Consider the following 21,925-nt stretch of genomic DNA (forward strand, 5'->3'; position numbering starts at 1 on the left):
TCTGTTTATTGATAACTTTTTGTCGATAATAGATAAGGCTTTAATGCCAGTAAATTAGCTTAGTTTACAAACTCACCTTTAAACGCTGTTGCTTGTGTAAAGTGGCAACAGCGTATTATTCAGCATAGGTATTAACAATGACCGACATTAAAACACATTATCGAAACTGTAATATTTGTGAAGCCATGTGTGGCTTGGAAATTAAGTATAAAGACAAAGAAATTCTGTCGATTAAAGGCGATCAAAAAGACCCTTTTAGTAAAGGCTATAATTGCCCGAAAGCAACAGCTTTAGCCGATTTTTATCAAGACAAAGATCGTTTAAAAACCCCGATAAGACGTACAGCGACGGGCTGGGAAGATATATCATGGGATGAGGCTTTTAGCGAAATAACGCAAAAGTTCACCGCCATTCAACAAGCTCATGGTAAAAATGCACTGGCGATATACTTAGGCAACCCTAATGCCCATAGTCTTGGTAACGGCTTGTTCTTAAAACCTTTTATTAAATCTATAGGGACTATTAATCGTTATAGCTCAGCTTCGGCGGATCAAATGCCGCATCATGTTGCATCTAACTTTATGTTAGGTGCAGGTATGCTTATTCCTGTGCCTGACATTGACCGCACTGACTTTATGCTTATTATTGGCGGTAATCCGGTGGTATCTAATGGCAGTATGATGACGGCTCCTAATGTGATTGGCCGTATGAAAGCTATTCAAAAACGTGGCGGTAAAATAGTTGTGGTTGACCCTCGTCGTACTAAAACAGCGAAAGTGGCCGACCAACATTTATTTATCCGACCAGAAAAAGATGCTTTGTTATTGTTCGCCATCATTCATTGTATTTTTGCTAGTAAAAAGGTTAATTTACGTCATTTAGCCGACATGATTGAAGGCCTTGATGATGTTAAAGCGGTAGCAAAAAACTATAGTCCAGAAAAAGTGGCTGAATTTGTTGGTATTGACGCCGATACTATTCGAACCCTTGCCAACGACATGATGGCTGCTGAGTCTGCGGTTTGTTACAGCCGTATGGGGGCATCAACACAAAGCTTTGGCGGCTTGTGTCAGTGGTTAACTAATGTACTGAATATTGTCACCGGTAACTTTGACCGCGCAGGTGGCGCGATGTTTCCACAACCCGCTTTCGACATGATAAGAAATCATAAAAAAGGTCATAAAAGTACCTTTGGCCAATATCAATCACGGGTGCGTAAGTTACCATTTTTTAACGGTGAATTTCCCGTTGCAACCCTCGGTGAAGAAATTTTAACGCCGGGAGAAGGGCAAATAAAAAGCCTGATCACCATTGCCGGTAATCCTGTGCTTTCCGCGCCGGGTGGCGATAAGCTTGCAGATGCATTCGATAGTTTAGATTATATGGTGTCGGTGGATATTTATTTAAATGAAACCACTAAACACGCCAATATCATACTCCCTGGCACCACGGGTGTCGAAAACTCACATTTTGATATTTTCTTTAATTCATTTTCGGTACGCAATACCGTTAAATACTCACCGCCACTTTTTGAAAAGTCAGTGTCTCAACGCAGTGATTGGCAAATATTGGCTGAGTTATCAGCACGTATGGCAGGCATTCCACTTGATCATGAATCTTTAAAAATAACGCCAGAAATCATCCTTGATATGGCATTACAAAAAGGTCCATACGGCGAGCAAGGTATGAGCTTACAAAAGTTAATTGATAACCCACATGGTCTTGATTTAGGGCCATTAAAGCCATGCTTAAAAGCGCGTATTAAAACTGAAAATGGTAAAATTAACTTATTTCCATCAATTTATCTTGATGATTTACCAAGGCTAGATGAGGTTATGACCAAACCTACACATGATGAGCAATATCCGTTTGAGCTTATTGGTCGCCGTTTAGTAAAAAGTCATAATACGTGGACACAAAACTCTGCGCGCCTGGTTAAGGGCAAAAACCCATGCACTTTAGAGGTTAACACGCAAGATGCACAAAGATTAGGTATCAGTAATGGCCAGTTGTTAACGGTCAGTTCAAGTAATGGTGAAATAGCAATACCGGCATTGGTCAGTGATGAAATACAGCAGGGCGTTGTTACTATGCCGCAAGGTTGGGGGCATAACCAAAAAGACACAAAAATGACCATAGCGGCGACGCAACCGGGGGTTAGTATTAATGATTTAACCCATGCTGATCGTATTTGTGCGCTAACCGGTAATGCCGCTTTTAACGGCACACCTGTGGCAATAAAAGTCGCTTAAAAGGGCCGTAAGATGAAATATTTTTCACCATTATTTTTATTTATTGCCGGTTGGTTACTGCTTTTTTTTACTGAGAGTTTAGCCGTTATTGGCTTTATTAACGGTACATTACAACTGGTGTTATTTACCTTCGTGGTATGCCTACCAACGTGGCGTACAGGGCGTATGTCATACGTTGATATTGGTTGGCCCTGGGGATTAACACTGATTGGCATACTAACCTGGCTTTATGGCGAAGGTAACAGCATACGTGTTGCTGTGGTCAGTATCGCTTACATTTTTGCCGGAAGTCGCATGGGATTTGGCGCGTTAAAATTATGGAAATTAGGCCATTTAAAAACAGAATTACCACGTTATGAATATCAAAAACGTCGTTGGCACAAAGCGGGCAAAACCAATACGGCGTTAGCGATGCAAGTTGAAGCCATTTTACAAGGTTTAGCGAATGCGTCATTTCTAGCGATGCCTGCTTTTGTCATTGCGACGAATCCAGAGGGAAATATCTCAATATTCGAGATAATCGCCATCGTTGTCTGGTTTGGCGCGTTTGGCATGGAAACCGTCGCCGATATGCAAAAGCTGAAATTTTTGCGTAGCATGAAAAAGCTCGGCGAACGAAATAAAGTGTGCAATGTTGGTTTATGGAAATATAGCCGCCATCCTAATTACTTTGCCGAGTGGATGGTATGGAATGCTTTAGTGATCGCCGCTATACCTTCTTGGCTATTGCTTTATCAACAAGAGTCATTGATCATTTGGGCATTGTTAGGTATCGGTGTTTTACTGGCCTCAAAAATGATGTACACCACCTTAGTGACTTACACCGGAGCGGTACCGTCTGAGTTTTATTCTGTGCAGAAACGACCAGAATATAAAACTTATCAGCAAACCACGAATATATTCTTCCCTGGGCCAAGCAAGTCATAGTGAAGACAAGTAAAGCGTAATCAATAAAACGTAACAAATTTAATAGGGTAATCCATGTTTAAAAGTACAGATAATTATATTGCATCTAATGACCTTACAATGGCGGTAAATGCCGCGATAGCATTAGAAAAACCATTGTTGATCAAAGGTGAGCCGGGTACAGGTAAAACTCAGTTGGCTGAAGAGCTCGCTAAATCGCTTAATTGTAAATTGTATCAATGGCATATCAAATCAACCACTAAAGCACAGCAAGGCTTATACGAATATGATGCAGTATCTCGATTACGTGATAGTCAATTAGGCGACGAGCGTGTTCATGATATTTCAAATTATATTGTTAAAGGTAAGTTATGGCAGGCTTTTGAAGAAGAGCAACGACCGATTTTATTGATTGATGAAATTGACAAAGCCGATATCGAATTTCCAAACGATTTATTGCAAGAATTGGATAAAATGGAGTTTTTTGTTTATGAAACTCAACAAGTCGTTAAAGCTAAACAACGACCTATTATTATCATTACCTCGAACAATGAAAAAGAATTACCCGATGCTTTTTTAAGACGTTGTTTTTTCCATTACATTAAGTTTCCAACCAAAGCTGAAATGGCAAAAATTATTGATGTTCACCACCCTAACGTTAAGCAAGACTTATTAAAGCAAACCTTAGAGGTATTTTTTGACTTAAGAGAAGTCAATGGCATCAAGAAAAAGCCGTCAACTTCCGAGTTAATTGATTGGTTAAAATTGCTGATTTCCGATGATCTTGCACAAGATGTATTATTGAATAAAAAATCAGACATCATTCCTTTATTTGGCGCCTTACTGAAAAATGAGCAAGATGTATCTTTGCTGGAAAAATTAGCTTTTATGAGCAGACGAAACGGGTGATATAACAGTGTTTATCGACTTTTTTCTCACGCTAAAAAAACACAAAGTTCCTTGTAGCTTGCGTGAACTACTCGATCTTATCGCGCTATTAAAAAAAGGCGTGGTATTTGCCAATGTTGAAGAGTTTTATAATTTAGCCAAAATTGTCATGGTTAAAGATGAAATTCATTATGACAAGTACGACAATGCCTTTGCTGAATATTTTAAAGGCATTGAAAGTATAGATATTTTTGATCAAATTCTGCCAGAAGATTGGTTAAGAAAAGAGTTTGAGAAAAATTTATCGCCAGAAGAAAAAACACAGCTTAAAGCCTTAGGTGGTCTTGAAGCTTTAATGAAAACGTTAAAAGAACGGCTTGAAGAACAAAAAAAACGTCATGCAGGTGGTAGTAAATGGGTAGGCACTGGAGGCACTTCGCCATTTGGTGCTTATGGTTATAATCCGGAAGGCATTCGTGTTGGTCAAGACAAAAACCGTAATAATAGTGCGGTGAAGGTTTGGGACAAACGAGAGTTTAAAAACTTTGATCAAGACCGTGAATTAGGCACCCGAAATATCAAATTAGCACTAAAAAAATTGCGTAAATTTGCCCGTACCGGCGCCAGTGAAAGGCTTGATATTAATACGACTATTCGCTCTACCGCACAAAACGGTGGCTTGCTTGATGTTCATATGGAGCCTGAGCGCCATAATGCCGTTAAAGTGCTGATGTTTTTTGATATTGGCGGTTCAATGGATGAATATATTCATACCTGTGAAGAATTGTTTTCTGCCGCGCACAGCGAATTTAAGCACTTAAAGTTTTTTTATTTTCATAACTGTCTGTACGATAAAGTTTGGCAAGATAATCAACGTCGTTATCAAGAAACCATTGATCTTGAAGAAGTTATAAGAACATTTGGCAGCGATTACAAAGTGATTTTTGTTGGTGATGCCACGATGGGACCATACGAGATTATGGCGCGTGGCGGTAGTGTTGAACACTGGAATGAAAAGCCGGGCATAGCATATATGAACCGCCTTTTATCTCATTTCAATAAAGTAGCGTGGTTAAACCCTCAACCCGAAACACATTGGCCTTATCATCACTCGATATCTGTTATACAGCAGATAGTTAACGATAGAATGTTTCCGCTAACGGTTGATGGTATTGGGCGCGCGATAAAAGAAATCAGCTAGTTACCCCATTACTGGTGAGCTATAGCTAAAAAGTATGCACTGGGCTTTAGTTATTATTTTAATGGCAATCTTAGCTATAAGTTTCGGCAGCTACTCAGTGAGTGGTAAGCATAGACAATAATAAAAATAGAGAGAGTAATGATGGAATATTTACGTACAGATGATAGCTGTTTTGAGAATTTGCCAGACTACAATTTTTCGCCTAACTATCTCAGTGTTGATGATGGGGAAGGTGGACAGTTAAGAGTTCACTATCTCGATGAGGGACCAAAAGATGCAGCGCCAATATTATTATTACACGGCGAACCCACTTGGAGTTTTTTGTATCGTAAAATGATCCCCATATTAGTGCAAGCCGGTCATCGCGTTATTGCTCCTGATTTAGTTGGTTTTGGCCGCTCTGATAAACCGACTAAACGCAGTGACTATACATACCAACGCCATGTTGACTGGATAACCTCATGGTTACTGCAGTTAGCGTTAAGCGATATAACTTTAGTCTGTCAAGATTGGGGAGGTTTAATTGGCTTACGCTTAGCCGCCGAAAACCCTGCGCGCTTTGACCGCATAGTGGCAGCTAATACTATGTTACCTACAGGCGATCATAAGCCGGGTGATGCCTTTATAAAGTGGCAAACTTTCTCACAAGAAGTCGCTGAATTTCCAACCGGAAACATTATTAATCAAGCCACAACAACCGAACTTTCTGCTGCGGTAATTGCGGCTTATAATGCTCCGTTTCCAGAAGAAAAATATAAAGAGGGTGCTCGACAATTTCCATTATTAGTGCCGATAACCCCTGATGATCCTGCCTCAGACAAAAACCGTGCGGCTTGGAAAGTATTGTCGCAATGGCAAAAACCATTTTTAACCGCTTTTAGTGACTCAGACCCGATCACCGCTGGTGGTGATAAGCTGATGCAAAAACTGATACCAGGTACAAAAGGGCAACATCACACCACCATTATCAATGGCGGTCACTTTTTGCAAGAAGATCAAGGCGAGGCGCTTGCTGATGTGGTGGTTAAATTTATTGCCGATAATGGCGCCACTAATTAACTAATCTGAACTCTGGATAATGAGTGCTGCTTATCCAGAGTTCAGGTTAACTACAATAGCCGCAGTGTCAAAGAGATAATTAACCGGACCTCTTTGATCATTATTTACCTCCATAAAGGTCAATTAAATAAACGCCTTTAGTAGTAATGTGTTAACTAATTTGTTAAAAATAGGTTAATTAGCAAAACTTGTGACTTGAGCACGACTAGATTGTTAGCTCTTATGGAGGATGTTTGATAGTTGACAATATTAGCGTGTTTATTCCAAGCAAGAATTTCGAAATTTCAGCCGAATTCTATACTGACTTAGGTTTTGTCAGTGATTATGTTTCTGATGATCTTTCAATTTTTGCAAATGGTCAATGTACATTTTTCTTACAACGGCATTACAACCAGGAATTTGCTGAAAACTTAATGCTGCAAATATGTGTATTGAATATTGATTTAGCTTATCAAAGTGCAAATTCAGCTCGGCATAAGCAGAAGATCACGGGTATCAAAACTGAGCATTGGGGCAAAGTATTCTATATTTGGGGACCTTCTGGAGAGTTGTTACATATTACCCAGCTTGGCTGTTAAAAAATGAAAATGAGCGTAATACAAGCCGGCATTCATGCCGATTATTTAAGCTATAAGCTTTAAAACAAGGATGTTATTTCAATGAAATATTTTTTATTAGTATCAATGTTAGTTTTGTCTGCATGTACCATGACGCCAGACATCACGGCAGAGCCAGCATCAACTGATGTTATGCAATTAATTGAACAAACAGCCGTAAATGCCCCAAAAGGTGTCAACGGTACTTTTCAGTTTTCAATAAAAGCTTCTGGAATAAAAAGAAAAGTAGTTTACTTAAATACTGAGTTAGATTACAGAGATAGAAGAAATATAACGGTTGCACTTCATCCTAAAACAATCGCTGAGTTCATCAAGAAGTATGGCACCTCTCCTGAGTCCTTTTTTATTAATAAAAATATTGCAGTTACTGGTGAAGCAAAACAAACGAAAATCTGGTTTTTTTCTAATGGTAAAAGAACTGATAAATATTATTTTCAAACTCACATCAGAGTTAAATCAGTCAAGCAAATTAAAGTATTGAGCTGAAGTGTAACGAACAAACACGACAAATGAAAAATAAAGTGTATCGCTTCACTTTGTTGATACTTTAGCAAAGAATTACTTCCTTTTTGCGGGACTTTATATCGTTTAACTGGCACTCAAACAAGGCACTTAAACAAGGAAATTAGGCTTTGAAGACACTAGCACTATATGTATTATTATTTTTATCATTTGCAAGTTATGCCTCAACAGTTGAACCTGTTTTGAAAGCTTTAAATGAAAAGCCGGAGATAACAGTATTACTGCCAGCTTCGTATGCCTCTGACAAAACAAAACATTACCCGGTGATTTATGTCTTAGATGGTCAGCTAAATGCTCAACTGGTGCAGAGCATGAATGCTCGCTTGGCTGCATCAGCAGGCTCATATGAACATATTGTTGTTGGTATAGAGTCAGCTGATCGCTTGAAAGATTTTGCCCCTAGCGTAAATATGGATCTTAGAGGACCCATTGGCGCAGGTGGCGGAGCAGATAAGTTTCTCGACTACCTCGAAATAGAGCTGATACCACGAATAGCTCGTCAGTACCGAACTACTGATCATAAAACTATTGCAGGACATTCTATTGCTGGTTTGCTTGTTGTTCATTCCTTTCACTCACGGCCTCAGTTATTTCAAGCGCACTTAGCGTTTAGTCCTGCGATATGGTGGGGAGAACGAGAAACAGCAAATGAAGTGAAAAAATATATGCGCTCAGGTATTTCAAAGGGCAATTATTTATATCTTAATATCGGTAATGAAAGTGGTGAAATGCGAGCAGTATATGATGCATTTGTAGATAGCATTGTTAGAAATCGTTCACTGGATTTAATGCTCAATTTAGATGAATTTAACACTGCAGCGCATGGTTTCACCCTGTCTGCTGGTTTATATAATGCATTGCGAGGATTGTATAAATACCAACAAGCAACAGGTAAATAATAAACCTGTCAACTTGTCGGCAATACCAGCAGATGTTTTTCAAAATATGAGGTATTAAATGGACAGGGGTGTAAAAGAAAAATTTGCAAGTTATCCTGAAGATATTGCTATTTTACTCTTTAATATACGTAAATTAATTTATAGCGTGGCTGAGCAAGATAATATTTTTGAGCTATCAGAAACCCTAAAATGGGGCGAACCTAGCTATATTTCAAAAATAGGCAGTGCTATTAGATTTGATTGGAAACCCAAGGATGCAGACCAATACGGTATTTATTTCAACTGTAAAACATCGTTGATTGAGACGTTTAAAATTGTTTACGGCGATACGTTTACCTATGAGGGTAATCGAGCCATTATATTTAACTGTAAACAACAGGTACCCGTTAGAGAATTATCTCATTGTATTTCAATGGCTCTACGTTATAAAAAAATAAAACATTTGAACTTACTTGGCGCATAAATAGCGATAATATTGTACAAAAAGCTACCGTTGGCTTTTTACGTAGTACACTGTGTTAGGTGTTGATTTACCTCATGGGTTTCTTTTAATTCCAGAGAGCTGTCGATAAAAACTGTTATCACAAGTAACAAACTGAGCGGTAGATACAGTAAAGGGGCTTTAAGATCAGGTTTATTTATTTAAGCCTTTTATCTTTATTGACTGTAATTGACTTTAATTGACCTTAGCCGTTAATGCTGCCTGCTGCCTACAAAGGCAATTATTTTAGCGATAATATGATTCCATAAATGTTAATAGCTAGTTAATTATGGTATAAATAACAAAGAGATTGGGCGAATGAACAGTGGTTTATTGTTCTCGTATCTCGATTTTTTACATAATACTTTTATTACATCGCTAGGTGTAAAGTTATCATTAAGGAAAATGAAATGAAAAAACTTGTAACTTCAATTGCTTTTTTAACTTTGTTCGGTTGTGCATCAACAGATTATTCGAAGTTAGCAACTGGAGAAGCCTCTATATCAAATTTTAAAGTGAGTGAAATTCATAATTTAAATGCAGGTCAGCATACACTCGATTTATCATTTAACTACCAAATAGCTAAATATCACAATCAGCCTGATTTATACAACTGCTCTGTACAGTTTTTAGCTTTGGATGGGACATCATTTTCGGTTTCCTCTGGTCGAGAGTTACCTTGTAACTTCAATAAAGCCGCAGGTGAAATATCTTTGGTATTACCAACCATACTGGATAAAACAACTTTCGCTTCTAAAGAGCAACTTGCATCACTTAAGTATCCAATAGAGTATTTTTTAGCTATTCATCAGCGAACAGGTAAACATACTAATAGAATCATTGGTAAAACCCCGGTTCAAGTTAGCGAAATAAAATTATAAGGTATCGACACTTTCTGAGTGTCAAGGCCATGTAGACTTCCATTAAACAGTTGATTTAACAGTGGCTGAAATTTGTTGTTAACTATTGCGCTTGTAACTAATCGCTTATGACTTAGGTGCTGATTGAATCAGCTAGGTTTTATTGCTGATGAGCATAAATGTAATTGCTTTATTTCGGGTGAGTCAGAGAGGAAAAAAAGATGCTTTTGCATCTTTTTTGTTGTCTATTAGCCTAAGCTTGCCTGCGTAACAGGTAAAAATGCTTAACGGCTTACTGGTGCTGCCATGCTAGATCTTGAAAAATCTTGTATGTAGCGTTTTGCCGCTTCAGCACGTACATCTCTTTGTTGTTGTGTAGAGCATAGTTTTTGTTTGATGCGAGAGCCTGTGACAGCAAAAAAAGTACATTTATAACCGAGTTTTTTAGCAGCCGCTTTTAATTCTGCTGGCGTAAAATTAGTATTTTTCGCAAGCTCGTCTAACTGTTTATCCGTTAGCTTTTGGGCTGTACTCGTTTGGTTTTGGTTATTGACTGCCACAGCGCTTTCTTGATTTTTTTCCGCTGTTGACCCACAACCCGCTAAAGCAGTTAGTGTTAAAAATACGGTAAGAATTGTTACTTTCATGTGATTTCCTTATATAAGTGAATAATTTTAAGTGGTCAAACCTTATACAATTGTTTTATCTATTACAACCAACTTTTTAACTATTTATTAACAATAATATCAATAAATTAACAAAGTGTCTGTTGTAAGTCATCAAACACCTAAACGCTATCTGTGGTTGTTTATTAGTCGTTCCAATACAAGCTAATACAAGCGAACTATGAAATTAAATCGTTTAGCTAAAGACGTTAGTGCGCTAATCACCTACAAATAAAAACGCTGACGACAAAACTTAAACAGTCTGAAAATAACTTTATTTATCCTAAATTAGAGGCTTACTAAGAGTGGGCCATCAAAACTCACGAAGTAGGGCTTTATGCTGTTGGCGACAGCTTTGATAGTAACCCTTGATGAATTTATACTGTAGACTCGTTGCTAATAATGTTTTGTGGTTTTTATAGCGAATAACAGAGCGAGGTTAATATGAAGTTTTTAATTTTTTTGGGTACGGCACGTAACAGCACACCGCCTGCACCAGCACGTTTGGGTGTTCGTGTTGTTGAGGCGCTGCTTACTTTGTTGAAAAGCCAGTATGAAACGCATGATATTACTTTGATAGATGTTTTAGATTATCCACTTGACGCTGTTTTTAAGCCTCACTTTGCTTACGCCAAAAATAAAGCACCTGCTGAGCTGAATAATTTAGCGCAAATAATAGCGAGTGCCGATGGTTATATTATGGTGAGTCCAGAATACAATCATGCGATGAGCCCTGCATTGGCTAATCTATTAAATCATTTTGGTAGCTCTTTGTTTTCCTACAAACCAAGTGCAATTGTTACTTATTCTGCAGGGCAATGGGGCGGTATGCGTGCAGCAGTAGGCATGCGTAGTTATTTGTCAGAACTAGGGTGTTTACCCGTTTCAGCAATGATACATGTGCCAAAAGCGCAAGCAGTATTCACTGAGGATGGCACTGTGCAAGTTGGGGTAGATCAAGCGGCTTGGTTTAGCTATTTTGGTCGAACTATCAATCAATTGATGTGGTGGGCACAAGCTGCGAGAGAGCAACACGCACAAGTGGATCCGCATCAGTTCATTGGTGATTTTAAAACTGATCCCTCAGAGCGAAATACCTCATAAAATGACGAAGTTGATTATTTATCTTTTTTAAACCGGCATGATTTGGTTTCTTACTTACCGGATGTTATATGGTAATCTCTGATTATTTTTCAGAGGTTACCATGAGATTTAGCCATAAAGATAAAAAAGACGCTCGCGTGTCTAGACAATCTACTTACGCTTTTGATTTTCCCGAAAAGGTTGAGCAAGCTCCAATAGCACCAGGTGTTTTTGTGCTATTAAATGAGCACAGTGACGTGCTATATGTCGGCTCTGCACGTGGCGATGATTTGCAGCTTGTCTTAGCTGAACATGTCGGAAATATAACGGCAGAAAATGTGGTGTCTTATCGTTGGTTTATTACTGAAAACCAAAAAGTAGCAGCAGCTTTAGCAAAAGATTGGATTGAAAAATATCAACCTCAACATCAATTGTTATAACCGTATGGTGATAGCGTAACCGCAGTGACAATGCACCGATTAAAAATTAAACACAATTGCATTTAATTTAACTTAACTCCATGTTACGGCACTTACATCGATTTAATAGAATTATTATCAGTTGCTTAAAAATGACTTCAGGGTTTAATCATGTTTTTTACTATCTACAAGCTAATATCTTTGCTATCTGTCGCTTTTTTAGGCTTTATTGTTTGGATAATATATTTAGCGAATACCGGCCAAAGTAGTGTTTTTTTTAACTTGGTGGCAAGTATTCCTTATGGTGACAAATTAGGTCATTTCTGTTTGTTTGGCTTACTGACTTTAGGGTTTAATTTTGTTTTTAAGCTTAAATCATTTAATTTAGTTTTCTTTAACTTAGCGTCATTAAAGGTATATGTTGGTTCAAGCGTGGTTTTATTGTTCGCTGTACTTGAAGAGTTAAGTCAATATTTCATACCCAATAGAACACTAGATGCAACAGATTTACTTGCTGATGTTGTTGGTATTTTGCTGTTTAACCTGATCACTAAATTTATCAGTAGAAGTGTTTAGCAGGTCATTTTAGCGTCTGATTCAGTCAAGTTAGCGCTTAATAATTTTTAACCATTGTTTTTAAACATTGTGAAATACTCCGCGTAATGAATGAACCATGATGTTGAGACTAACACTTTAATAGGAAAAAGGGGTAGCACCAAGGCATTGATTAAATGGAATGGTTGCTCGATTGCCGAAATCAATAACGCCAAAGTTGACCCTTTATCGCCTTGCCCTGTGGGAGCTAAGCTAGAAAATCAGTGCAGCACTTGATAAGGTTCCCACAGGGATGTGGGGCATTAGGGTAATGCAGGCGCTATTATCGAGAATAACGATTATCTGCGTGCTGTACCTTGCGCTGATTTCCTAGCTTAACGCGGAAACTGCATTTTCAAGTGGTTTGGGTATATACGCTCTGCTGCACATTATCTAAAGGACATATAAAACAATATTATGGATAAGCAGGATAAAAATGTATTGGTTTGGCATATTCTTTACTGGGTAACTTGTATTAATACTCTTGTGGCTATCGGCTTTACATTATTCACAGGCTCTTATCATTACCATCATGTAATTTCAGCAACAAAGTTAGCGTTGATTTGTGCCTGTATGCAATTTATAAGCTTTAAATATCACCGACAACTTCTATTTTACCAACGCTTTGGTGTAATTTCGCTATCGGCTTTTATTTATATGTTATTTATTGATACCGGGATGAATTTACTAAATATGAATTTTAAAAGTATCAGTTTTTATTTATTGTTGGTATTTGTGATCACGCTACCGCTCGTCTTGATTTCATATTTTGTTAGCTTTAGGCTGCAGCGTTATGGTTATAGAAAAAAACACCTGTATAAGTAATATAATTGTTAGCAGAGTTAACAAGTTTAATAATCGTTAATATATATACTACAAATACAGCATGCATGATATTAGACATTATTGATAAATACGATGGAAAACAAAAACAGGAGCTTAGTTACGATGTTTGAATTACTTTATACCAGTGTTGTGCCAGCAGGCTTTTCAGAGCAAGAGTTAGTTGATTTACTGGAAAAATCACGTTCAAAAAACAAACAACACGGTATCACAGGGATGTTAATTTATCACAACCGAGAAATTATGCAGATTTTAGAGGGCAATCGTGGTGAGGTTGAAGCTTTATTTCAAACTATATTCGAAGATGATCGCCATAAAAGTGTCGATGTTTTTTATCAGGGCGAAATTGAACATAGATCGTTCACTGATTGGTCAATGGCATTTAAGTTACTCGATGATAAATTGATCAGTGCCATTACCTCAGGGTATGAAGGCCATGATAAAAATATATCACCCATTCACATGATTAAAAATAGCCCCAATCGCGGTATGAAAACCTTTATTGACTTACGTGACAATTTTTAAGCGATATCAGCGCACAAAAACTGTTTTATCGGCCGAGCTGAACCGGTAAGTTTTTGGTGAAATAAGTGGATTTAACGTATGTTTTTTAAGCATATTTCTTTAATTTTAGCTAACGTTGCTATTTGTTACATAATTTAAGCAGATAATAGCGGTTAACAGTAGCATTCTTCCTCACTTTAGATTAAATTTGCCGCCTTAAATTTACAGTTAACCAGAGCGCCTTATGTTAGAAAACACTCTCCCACAACTCGAACAACTGATCGAAGACATTATTGAAAAAAACAATCAACTAAAAAGCAAAATAGTCGAGCTAGAACAAGAAAAGTCTACGCTTGCTGACGAAAATGAAATGTTACAGCTTGAAATACTTGAAGGTGAAGAAAAACGTAATCAAACCAATGAAACTTTAACTAACCTGCTAGGTAAATTACAAAGTGCAGATGAGGTAAATTAATGCTCGCTGAAGACTCTAAAAGCATCAGCATTCAAATTATGGGTAAACAACACCAGTTTACCTGTTCAAGTGAAGATGAAGAGGATTTAAAGCAAGCAGCAAACAAACTCGCTGCTATGTGTGACGATATAAAAAAAAATACCGGTGTTGTGAGTAGCGAACGTGCTTTACTCGTTGCGTCAATTAATTTAAGTTATTCATTATTAATGGCAAACAACAAAATAGAGCGTTATCAACATAAGCAAGATACGTTGATCTCGACATTAAAAAACGCTCTATAAATATAGTACTTTTTAGTATTGCCAGTCGTATTTATTACTGGCAATATTGATATAGAATTGTTTTATTTAGGAAAAACTTTATTATGGCTGATGCCAGTATTGAATTTAAAGGTACAAGTTTCACCCTATCTGTAATACATTTGAAAACCTCCGTTTTAGCTGATATTCGCGCTGATTTAGTAAAAAAAGTAGCGCAAGCGCCTGATTTCTTCTATCTCGTTCCTGTAGTCGTTAATATCGAGAAAATCGCTTTAGATCTTGACTATCAAGCAATAAAAACATTACTTACCGAATTTAACTTTACTTTTGTTGGTTTTACCGGCTCAATTTCTAAAGAGCAACGTAACTTGGTTCGTGAACTTGGTTTTTCATTTGTGAATACGGCAAAAGCAAAAGTTGTTGAAAAAACGGCTGCCGCAGCGCCTGCAACAGTGGAACAGCCACCTGAAGAACAAGTTGAAAACACAGTTACTCCTGTAGCTTCACAACTATATACCGATAAAATACACCGCGGTCAGATACGCTCAGGCCAACAAGTGTATGCTAAAGAACAAAATTTGGTGATTATTGGTTCAGTATCTGCTGGAGCAGAAGTTATTGCCGATGGTAACATTCATGTATATGGTGCACTACGTGGGCGTGCAATAGCCGGCGCAAAAGGGCATCATAAGGCACAAATATATTGTCAAAGCCTTGAGGCGGAATTAGTGTCTATCAATGGTAATTATTGGTTGAGTGAATCAATGGAAAAAGATTGGGGTTCACCCGCCTATATACAACTAACAGACAGCGAACTTACGTCGTCAAAACTTATTTAATACTTAACTTATAAAGGATATTCGGTCTATGGCACGGATAATAGTTGTTACATCTGGCAAGGGTGGTGTTGGTAAAACCACATCAAGTGCTGCCATTGGTCTTGGTTTAGCATTAAAAGGCCATAAAGTGGTCTTAATTGATTTTGATATAGGTTTACGAAACCTAGACTTAATTATGGGCTGTGAGCGCCGTGTTGTTTATGATTTTGTTAATGTTATAAATGGAGAGGCAACGTTAAATCAAGCGTTAATTAAAGATAAGCGTGTTAGCAGTTTGTCGATATTACCTGCATCTCAAACACGTGATAAAGATGCATTAAATAAAGAAAATGTTGGCAAGGTATTAGAAGAGCTTGGTAAAACCTATGATTATATCATCTGCGACTCTCCTGCGGGTATTGAAGCTGGTGCCATGATGGCATTGTATTATGCAGATGAAGCGATAGTGACAACTAACCCTGAGGTATCGTCAGTTCGAGATTCAGATCGTATTTTAGGTATGTTAGCAAGTCGTTCACGAAGAGCTGAACAGGGCTTAGAGCCTATCAAAGAACATTTGCTATTAACTCGCTATTCACCTAAGCGCGTAGAAGAGGGCGAAATGCTCAGTGTTGAGGATGTTAAAGATATTCTTTCTATTCCGCTATTAGGTGTCATCCCAGAATCACAAGCGGTGCTTAAAGCATCAAATGCCGGTGAGCCAGTCATTTTAGATACTGAAAGTGATGCTGGTAAAGCGTATCAAGATGTTGTTGATCGCTTGTTAGGTGACACTGTTGAATTTAGGTTTTTAACTGCCGAGAAAAAAGGCATTTTCAGTCGTATGTTTGGAGGATAACATGGCACTATTGGATTATTTTTTACGTAAAAAAGAAAAGCAAGTAACTACGGCCTCTAAGGCAAAAGAGCGCTTACAAATTATTGTGGCTCATGAGCGTAATAATAGAAATAAACAGCCAGATTATTTACCGCAATTGACCGAAGATATTTTAGTGGTACTACGTAAGTATATTCATGTTTCTGATGAAAGCTTTTCGATAAACCTAGATAATAAAGATGGCGATTTAAACGTATTAGAGCTAAATATTGAATTGCATGATGAGCCTACTTCGACTGACTAAATCTTTATATTGAAAATAGCGTCGTGATAGACGCTATTTTTATTTAATGTGCTCAAAAGTGCGAAGGGCGACTATCTTGCATCAATATATCTAGTTTAGCTTGTGCTTTTTTCGGCTGTTGTAAGTCAGTTATTTCAACCATTTCACAGCCATCTCTGACCATTTCGCTGATCAAACTCGGATAATGACGACAATCCTCAGGTCGATCTAAATAAATACTACAGGTATATTTATCTGCTTCATTAGGGCTTTTTTTCGCTGCAATATTGAGAAAAGGACAACGATTAAGCTTAATGCCAGACTGAGGGTCAAACCAAATTTCATTATGTTTAACGTATTCGAAAATATCAGGGTTAAATATTTCCCAAAGATTAATTTCATCTTGCGTCGCCGAAAGGTCACCATCACCATATTTGATGCAGCATTTTCCACATTGATTACAATCTTTCATGCTTGCCTTATGTTGATAAAGTTATCGCTATACTCACATACGCTCGGGGCTAAAAGCAAGCTAGAGAATAAGCTATCTCTAGCCTATCTATCGAAGTTGGGATTATTTTATCAAAGGTATTGCTTAAAGAAGGCGACCACACTGGTTTCTGCTTTAGTTTTATCAAATTGCCAAAGTCGGGTATGAGCGCCACCTTGCGCTTGCCAAAATTGTTTTGGCTGCTTTGCCGCGGCAAATAAACGCTCGCCATGATGAAAACCAACCGTGGTATCAGCAGTACCGTGCATAAGATAAATAGGTCGCGGCGATATGTCAGCAATATAGTTTTCTGGATGAGTTTCGTCGGTATTTAAATCACCGCGCCATTGAAACAATAACTCAACTAATGGCATTAATGGATATCGAGGTAGGCCATATATCATGGCGGCTTGTTCGGCAAGTACGTCCATTGAATTGGCGTAGCCCCCACTAAAAACACCAACCTTTATGCGAGGGTCTTTAGCCATGACTATCATGCTTGTTGCTGCGCCCATTGAAAACCCCATAACACCAATCGAGTCGAAACCTTTTACCGATGTTAAATAGTCGAGTGCGACAATAACATCTTTCTGTTCGTGATAGCCCATGGTCGACAAAATATTGGGGTTTTGACGAGGATGACGTAAATCGATGGCTAAAACGCTGTAGCCGGCATCAATAAGGCTTTTTGCATAGCGCATGCCCTCATGACGACTAGCTGTTCTGCCGTGCACTAATAGTATTACCTGCTTAGCATTGTCAACAGGCATAAACCAGGCAGGAATAGTGAAACCGTCAATGGTTTTAAAGCTGACGTCTTCAAAGGGAATGTCTTGTGTACTTGGATCGCCGCAAAATACAAAGTGTTCAACACTGCACTCGGTAAGTCCTAAGTGTAATATTTTCGAGGAAAAGAACCACGCACTGCCAACATAGGCAAGGGTGGTGAGCACAATGATTGATATTATTATTTTTTTGATCATTATGAGACCTTTTAGGTGACAAAAAGCGAGTGTAGCGCACTGTTTTTTGGATATTTTATTTTGCGCTACACTCGTATAGTAATTGCCGTTAGCCCATGTATGGCTGCGGCAATAAAACACCGTTATAAAGCGATGATACTTTTCTTATCGATTTCAATAGCGGCATCTAACGAGGCTAATATTTCAGCTCGCTCTTTTAATTTTGTACCGTGATGTGCTGTCATATTTAGCGTTTGCATTTGTTTGGCTACCGCTTGTGCTGTAGCCATTAATTGCTCTTCTTCAACGACTACATCAAGAAAACCTGCCACAGTAGCCGCTTCTGGAGAGAAAAGTTCAGCGTTGATCACTGCACGTGTTAAGTAATTAATAGGAAGGCGGTTACGTGCGATTTCAATACCGGCGTTATGCATTGTCATACCTATAGCAACTTCATTTAAGCCAATTTTAAAATTACCGGCACAACCAATACGATAATCACAACTGAGCATTAAAAATGCGCCTTTAGCGATAGCATGGCCTGAACAAGCACCAATAATAGGGGTTGGAAAAGCTAACATTCTACGCGCAAGTTGCGAGCCAAGTGTCACTAAACCTATAGCATCTTCAGGGCTTGATTTCATGGTTTTTAGATCGAATCCGCCAGAGAATATTCCCGCTTGACCGGTTAAAATTACAATTGCTTTTTCTTGTTCAGCGTGATCTAAAGCGGTATTTATTTCGCTGATAACTTGCGGTGATATGGCGTTGACTTTGCCATTATTTAGCGTAATTACATGCACGTTGTTTTCAATTGCTACGTTGATCATTTCCATTTTCTTACCTTTGAGTCATTCAATATTTATTGTTGTTTATACAGGGATTTAACCATAATACCAAACAGATTACGCATTTGCTGTGCTTGGTATTATATAAAATAGTTTTATCCTTGGCTGGTGGCTAATTGATAGGCAGGTCTTTGCTGAACCGTTTCAAGGTAACGTTCAATGTGCGCTTTGTTGTCGATTAGCTGCAAAGTACCGGCGATTTCTAAAATGATGGTCATCATAATATCAGCGGCGGTAAAATTGTCGCCGGCGAAATAAGTTTGCTTACTTAACGTGTTATCAATATAAGTAAAGTCTAAGGCTATTTCTTTTGCGATGTAATGATCGAGCGGTGATGCACCTGAACGCTTTTCCATGCCCATCAATAAAGTAGAAATAACAGGCAAGGCTAGTGAACCTTCAGCAAAGTGTAACCACTCTAAATATTGATAATATTCTTGGGTATTTTGAATTGGCCTTAATTGTTCTGTACAACTTTTGTTAAGAATATATTCCATAATTGCGCCAGACTCACACAAGGTTACATTATCATCAACAATGATTGGTGCTTTCGCTAAGGGATGAACCGCTTTTAAGCTCTCAGGCGCTAAATTCGTGTTTGGGTCACGCTGATGTTTCACGAGCGTGTAAGGCATATCGAGCTCTTCAAGTAGCCAAATAACGCGCTTGGAACGAGATTTATTTAAATGGTGAACGGTGATCATAAAATAGTATTTCCTGTGATTATATCAATTGAGTGCTTTAGTGGTGCATGAATGTTGCACAAACATGCTAACCAAGTTAAGTGAAGCCAAGCAATATTTGCTTTTTATCATTGCTCAATTGTGTCTTATTTTTTAGATTGTTCAACAGCTAACGTAATATCATTAACGCTATTGGCCGTTGAACGAAATTTAAGGTGTAATATTTTTACTAATATACCCGCGGTAAATAACATAATGAGGGTATAGATAGCGGGCGTAAACGACATTTTATAATTAGCCAATAAGGTTAACGCCATAAACATTGATAAAGTACTATTTTGTAAACCGACTTCAATGGTTATGGATGTTGTTTGTGCTGAGGTCAATTTTAACCATTTACTTGAGTAATATCCTAGTGCCATGGTTGATATATTCAATATTAATGACACCGGACCAGTAGCAATAAGCGCAGGAATGACAATATCTTGTTGTATATAGGTTAAAAATATAATCAATAGTGTCAAAAATAAAATACCAAATTTGGATACATGTACTTGAGAGCTAGCTGCAAGCTTAGGTGCATACGCTTTAATTATCATGCCGATAGCAATAGGAATAATAGTCAGTTTCATTAAGCTGAACATGGTTGCTAGAATGGGTAACTGGAATTCATTACCTTGACCCATGAAATGATTTAATGAAAAATTTAGCAACACCGGAATGGTAAATACGGTGATAATGCTGGAGATTGCGGTCATGGTAACTGACAGCGCTACGTCACCTTTTGCTAGGTGGCTAAACATATTTGAGGTAGTGCCGCCTGGACACATAACCAATAGCATTACACCAACGGCATATTCAGGCTCCAAAGGCATGATGGTTGCTAAGGCAAACCCAATCATTGGCAAACAAACTAATTGATTAACTAAGCCGATAGAAACGGCTTTAGGCGACTTTGCTATGCGCTTAAAGTCGTCTGGCACTAATGATAACCCCATGCCCATCATAATTAAAAATATGCAAAGTGGGATAATCTGTGTGTTTACAAATGTAACTAATTCAGTACCTTCCATAACTACCTCGTCTAGACATTTAACTTAATAATTCATTAAGCTTTTATAATTTTTTAAACACTACCATAGTATTTTTATTGCTTATTGTTCGCTCAGTTACTCTGCATATCCATGATACTTTTAGTTGAAAATTTTCGCCTTAAAGTGTTTAGGATATCGCTTAAAGTACGGTTACTTAAAACGTTAGGGCAAGAGTGCAAGTCAGTGCTAGTGGTCGAAACATTACGATTTATACCCAAGCCACTTGTAAATGCAGTTTCAGCTTGCACAATCCTGCATTTTCAGGTGGTTAGGGTATTCAATGAAATTACCTGGCCAACAGATGCATCTGCCTTACCAGATAAAACCTCTTGATAAATTGTCTGTATAGCCTGCTCACCTGTCGAATGTTTAACGCTCATGATAGTGCGGCAAAACTCAATATAATCGTGCAGAGATAAGAATATTTTGCTCATGGTTTTTGCTGTTCCCCACTCATTTATTCGCTTCTTTAACTGTGTTGGTGCAAAGAAAAAGATAGGCTCAACACCTGGCAGCGCACTTTTGTGACTTAATTCATTGGTTACAAGGTCGTCGTGATGGGTAGCGCCAACACGGCATGAGTAGCGCAGTTGCTCAGCAAAATGGGTGTGTATGGCGACTAATGTGCTTTGGCTACCTGCCATATCAACTAAAATACTTGAGATGTTGTTATCAAGCTTGGCAACTTCATCATAACTGACTACCTGATCGTAACAGCCAAGGCCTTGAACAAATTTTCTATTACTGTTTGAGGTAATAGCAATGGCGGATTTTCCACCGCGCGCCTTAATTGCAAAGGCCAATGCAATACTGGTTTTACTTGAGGCACTGGTTATCAAGTATTGCTTTGCGCCAAAGTAATCTTGATCAAACATAAAATCTTCAATGAGCCATGATGTGGTGAATAATCCCCGTACTAGCAGATCAAAATCTTCATTATCTTTTTTATAGAAAGGGTTTTTAGCAACCCGTTCAAAAGCAGCATAGACAGGTGATAAGCCTAAGCGGTTATCACTGATATCTGAGAAGGTAGTATCAGTGACATTGCCAGCAATAATTTTTACGTGGCTTGCCATGGGAACGAAGCCCCAAACACGTTCTCCAACGCGGATATTTTCACAAGCAGAGGCGATCACTTCTGAGTACCCCATAGCAGGAATACGACCCCAACCTTGTGTAGCAGGAAAAAAATTCCAGTAGCCTAAACTCTCGCCGGTAACACCGTAACTAATGTTATTTGCGGTCAGGGCGAATTTATCTACTTGTAAAATAACTTCATTTTCAGCGAGGCTTGTTGTCATTTCTGTGGTGATATATCGGCTATTGGCCAATGAAGACTTATTTACTTCAAATGTGTTTACATTAATCGTGGTCATCAGAA

General features: G+C 38.1%; 26 protein-coding genes. 19 read left to right on the plus strand and 7 right to left on the minus strand.

What is annotated here, in order from left to right:
* Nucleotides 1–137 precede the first annotated feature (137 nt).
* From B0169_RS13440 to B0169_RS13485, 10 genes are all read left to right on the plus strand, one after another.
* Nucleotides 138–2,252, plus strand: a complete 2,115-nt coding sequence (locus B0169_RS13440) for a molybdopterin-dependent oxidoreductase (RefSeq protein ID WP_077286584.1) — start codon at nucleotides 138–140, stop codon at nucleotides 2,250–2,252.
* 12 nt (nucleotides 2,253–2,264) lie between these two features.
* Nucleotides 2,265–3,179 carry a DUF1295 domain-containing protein gene (locus tag B0169_RS13445; protein ID WP_077286586.1) on the plus strand — a complete coding sequence of 305 codons (915 nt, stop codon included), beginning with the start codon at nucleotides 2,265–2,267 and terminating at the stop codon, nucleotides 3,177–3,179.
* A gap of 54 nt (nucleotides 3,180–3,233) precedes the next feature.
* Nucleotides 3,234–4,067 (plus strand): AAA family ATPase, encoded by an 834-nt coding sequence (locus B0169_RS13450; protein WP_077286588.1) that lies wholly within the window; start codon nucleotides 3,234–3,236, stop codon nucleotides 4,065–4,067.
* Nucleotides 4,068–4,074: 7 nt separating this feature from the next.
* Nucleotides 4,075–5,247: a vWA domain-containing protein gene (locus tag B0169_RS13455; RefSeq protein ID WP_077286590.1), complete on the plus strand. Its 1,173-nt coding sequence runs from the start codon at nucleotides 4,075–4,077 to the stop codon at nucleotides 5,245–5,247.
* 141 nt (nucleotides 5,248–5,388) lie between these two features.
* The gene (locus tag B0169_RS13460) at nucleotides 5,389–6,306 is read left to right on the plus strand and encodes a haloalkane dehalogenase (RefSeq protein WP_077286592.1); all 918 of its coding nucleotides are present in this window, start codon (nucleotides 5,389–5,391) and stop codon (nucleotides 6,304–6,306) included.
* A gap of 233 nt (nucleotides 6,307–6,539) precedes the next feature.
* Nucleotides 6,540–6,884 carry a VOC family protein gene (locus B0169_RS13465; RefSeq protein ID WP_077286594.1) on the plus strand — a complete coding sequence of 115 codons (345 nt, stop codon included), beginning with the start codon at nucleotides 6,540–6,542 and terminating at the stop codon, nucleotides 6,882–6,884.
* Nucleotides 6,885–6,965: 81 nt separating this feature from the next.
* Entirely contained in the window at nucleotides 6,966–7,409 is a 444-nt protein-coding gene (locus tag B0169_RS13470) for a hypothetical protein (protein ID WP_077286596.1), read from the plus strand.
* Between the two features lie 146 nt (nucleotides 7,410–7,555).
* Nucleotides 7,556–8,344 carry an alpha/beta hydrolase gene (locus tag B0169_RS13475; protein WP_077286598.1) on the plus strand — a complete coding sequence of 263 codons (789 nt, stop codon included), beginning with the start codon at nucleotides 7,556–7,558 and terminating at the stop codon, nucleotides 8,342–8,344.
* A gap of 58 nt (nucleotides 8,345–8,402) precedes the next feature.
* A complete protein-coding gene (locus tag B0169_RS13480; RefSeq protein WP_077286600.1) occupies nucleotides 8,403–8,807 on the plus strand; it encodes a DUF1801 domain-containing protein in 405 nt (134 codons plus the stop codon).
* Nucleotides 8,808–9,235: 428 nt separating this feature from the next.
* Nucleotides 9,236–9,706, plus strand: coding sequence for a hypothetical protein (locus B0169_RS13485; RefSeq protein WP_077286602.1), 471 nt, complete (start codon nucleotides 9,236–9,238; stop codon nucleotides 9,704–9,706).
* A 263-nt stretch (nucleotides 9,707–9,969) separates the two neighbouring features.
* Here the strand turns inward: B0169_RS13485 and B0169_RS13490 are convergent, their stop codons facing one another.
* A complete protein-coding gene (locus B0169_RS13490) occupies nucleotides 9,970–10,332 on the minus strand; it encodes a hypothetical protein (protein WP_077286604.1) in 363 nt (120 codons plus the stop codon).
* A 462-nt stretch (nucleotides 10,333–10,794) separates the two neighbouring features.
* Here B0169_RS13490 and B0169_RS13495 point away from each other — a divergent pair, with 462 nt between their 5' ends.
* The 9 genes from B0169_RS13495 to minE all read left to right on the plus strand — a co-directional run bounded on the left by B0169_RS13495 (nucleotide 10,795) and on the right by minE (nucleotide 16,488).
* Nucleotides 10,795–11,454: an NADPH-dependent FMN reductase gene (locus tag B0169_RS13495; protein ID WP_077286606.1), complete on the plus strand. Its 660-nt coding sequence runs from the start codon at nucleotides 10,795–10,797 to the stop codon at nucleotides 11,452–11,454.
* Between the two features lie 101 nt (nucleotides 11,455–11,555).
* Nucleotides 11,556–11,873 (plus strand): GIY-YIG nuclease family protein, encoded by a 318-nt coding sequence (locus B0169_RS13500; protein WP_077286608.1) that lies wholly within the window; start codon nucleotides 11,556–11,558, stop codon nucleotides 11,871–11,873.
* Nucleotides 11,874–12,023: 150 nt separating this feature from the next.
* Nucleotides 12,024–12,428 (plus strand): VanZ family protein, encoded by a 405-nt coding sequence (locus B0169_RS13505; RefSeq protein ID WP_235838571.1) that lies wholly within the window; start codon nucleotides 12,024–12,026, stop codon nucleotides 12,426–12,428.
* Nucleotides 12,429–13,394: 966 nt separating this feature from the next.
* Nucleotides 13,395–13,814 (plus strand): BLUF domain-containing protein, encoded by a 420-nt coding sequence (locus B0169_RS13515; RefSeq protein ID WP_143323548.1) that lies wholly within the window; start codon nucleotides 13,395–13,397, stop codon nucleotides 13,812–13,814.
* Nucleotides 13,815–14,037: 223 nt separating this feature from the next.
* Nucleotides 14,038–14,268 carry a cell division protein ZapB gene (gene zapB, locus B0169_RS13520; RefSeq protein ID WP_077286614.1) on the plus strand — a complete coding sequence of 77 codons (231 nt, stop codon included), beginning with the start codon at nucleotides 14,038–14,040 and terminating at the stop codon, nucleotides 14,266–14,268.
* A complete protein-coding gene (locus tag B0169_RS13525) occupies nucleotides 14,268–14,549 on the plus strand; it encodes a cell division protein ZapA (protein ID WP_077286615.1) in 282 nt (93 codons plus the stop codon). The genes zapB and B0169_RS13525 overlap by 1 nt, the downstream gene beginning before the upstream one ends.
* An 83-nt stretch (nucleotides 14,550–14,632) precedes the next feature.
* Nucleotides 14,633–15,367, plus strand: coding sequence for a septum site-determining protein MinC (gene minC / locus B0169_RS13530; RefSeq protein ID WP_077286617.1), 735 nt, complete (start codon nucleotides 14,633–14,635; stop codon nucleotides 15,365–15,367).
* Nucleotides 15,368–15,395: 28 nt separating this feature from the next.
* Nucleotides 15,396–16,205 carry a septum site-determining protein MinD gene (minD, locus tag B0169_RS13535; RefSeq protein WP_077286619.1) on the plus strand — a complete coding sequence of 270 codons (810 nt, stop codon included), beginning with the start codon at nucleotides 15,396–15,398 and terminating at the stop codon, nucleotides 16,203–16,205.
* Between the two features lies 1 nt (nucleotide 16,206).
* On the plus strand, nucleotides 16,207–16,488 hold the full coding sequence (gene minE, locus B0169_RS13540) for a cell division topological specificity factor MinE (RefSeq protein ID WP_077286621.1): 282 nt from the start codon (nucleotides 16,207–16,209) through the stop codon (nucleotides 16,486–16,488).
* A gap of 52 nt (nucleotides 16,489–16,540) precedes the next feature.
* Here minE and B0169_RS13545 read toward each other — a convergent pair whose 3' ends face one another.
* The 6 genes from B0169_RS13545 to B0169_RS13570 form a co-directional block, all read right to left on the minus strand.
* Nucleotides 16,541–16,939, minus strand: a complete 399-nt coding sequence (locus B0169_RS13545) for a YkgJ family cysteine cluster protein (protein ID WP_077286623.1) — start codon at nucleotides 16,937–16,939, stop codon at nucleotides 16,541–16,543.
* Between the two features lie 110 nt (nucleotides 16,940–17,049).
* On the minus strand, nucleotides 17,050–17,940 hold the full coding sequence (locus B0169_RS13550) for an alpha/beta hydrolase (protein ID WP_077286625.1): 891 nt from the start codon (nucleotides 17,938–17,940) through the stop codon (nucleotides 17,050–17,052).
* A gap of 122 nt (nucleotides 17,941–18,062) precedes the next feature.
* Entirely contained in the window at nucleotides 18,063–18,755 is a 693-nt protein-coding gene (locus B0169_RS13555; RefSeq protein WP_077286627.1) for a crotonase/enoyl-CoA hydratase family protein, read from the minus strand.
* A gap of 107 nt (nucleotides 18,756–18,862) precedes the next feature.
* Complete coding sequence (locus B0169_RS13560) at nucleotides 18,863–19,471, minus strand: glutathione S-transferase family protein (RefSeq protein ID WP_077286629.1); 609 nt, start codon at nucleotides 19,469–19,471, stop codon at nucleotides 18,863–18,865.
* Nucleotides 19,472–19,596: 125 nt separating this feature from the next.
* Nucleotides 19,597–20,523 (minus strand): bile acid:sodium symporter family protein, encoded by a 927-nt coding sequence (locus tag B0169_RS13565; RefSeq protein ID WP_077286631.1) that lies wholly within the window; start codon nucleotides 20,521–20,523, stop codon nucleotides 19,597–19,599.
* 281 nt (nucleotides 20,524–20,804) lie between these two features.
* A complete protein-coding gene (locus tag B0169_RS13570) occupies nucleotides 20,805–21,920 on the minus strand; it encodes a DUF2855 family protein (RefSeq protein ID WP_077286633.1) in 1,116 nt (371 codons plus the stop codon).
* Between the last annotated feature and the right edge of the window lie 5 nt (nucleotides 21,921–21,925).

It is taken from the genome of Cognaticolwellia aestuarii, from assembly GCF_002000025.1.
GTDB lineage: Bacteria > Pseudomonadota > Gammaproteobacteria > Enterobacterales > Alteromonadaceae > Cognaticolwellia > Cognaticolwellia aestuarii.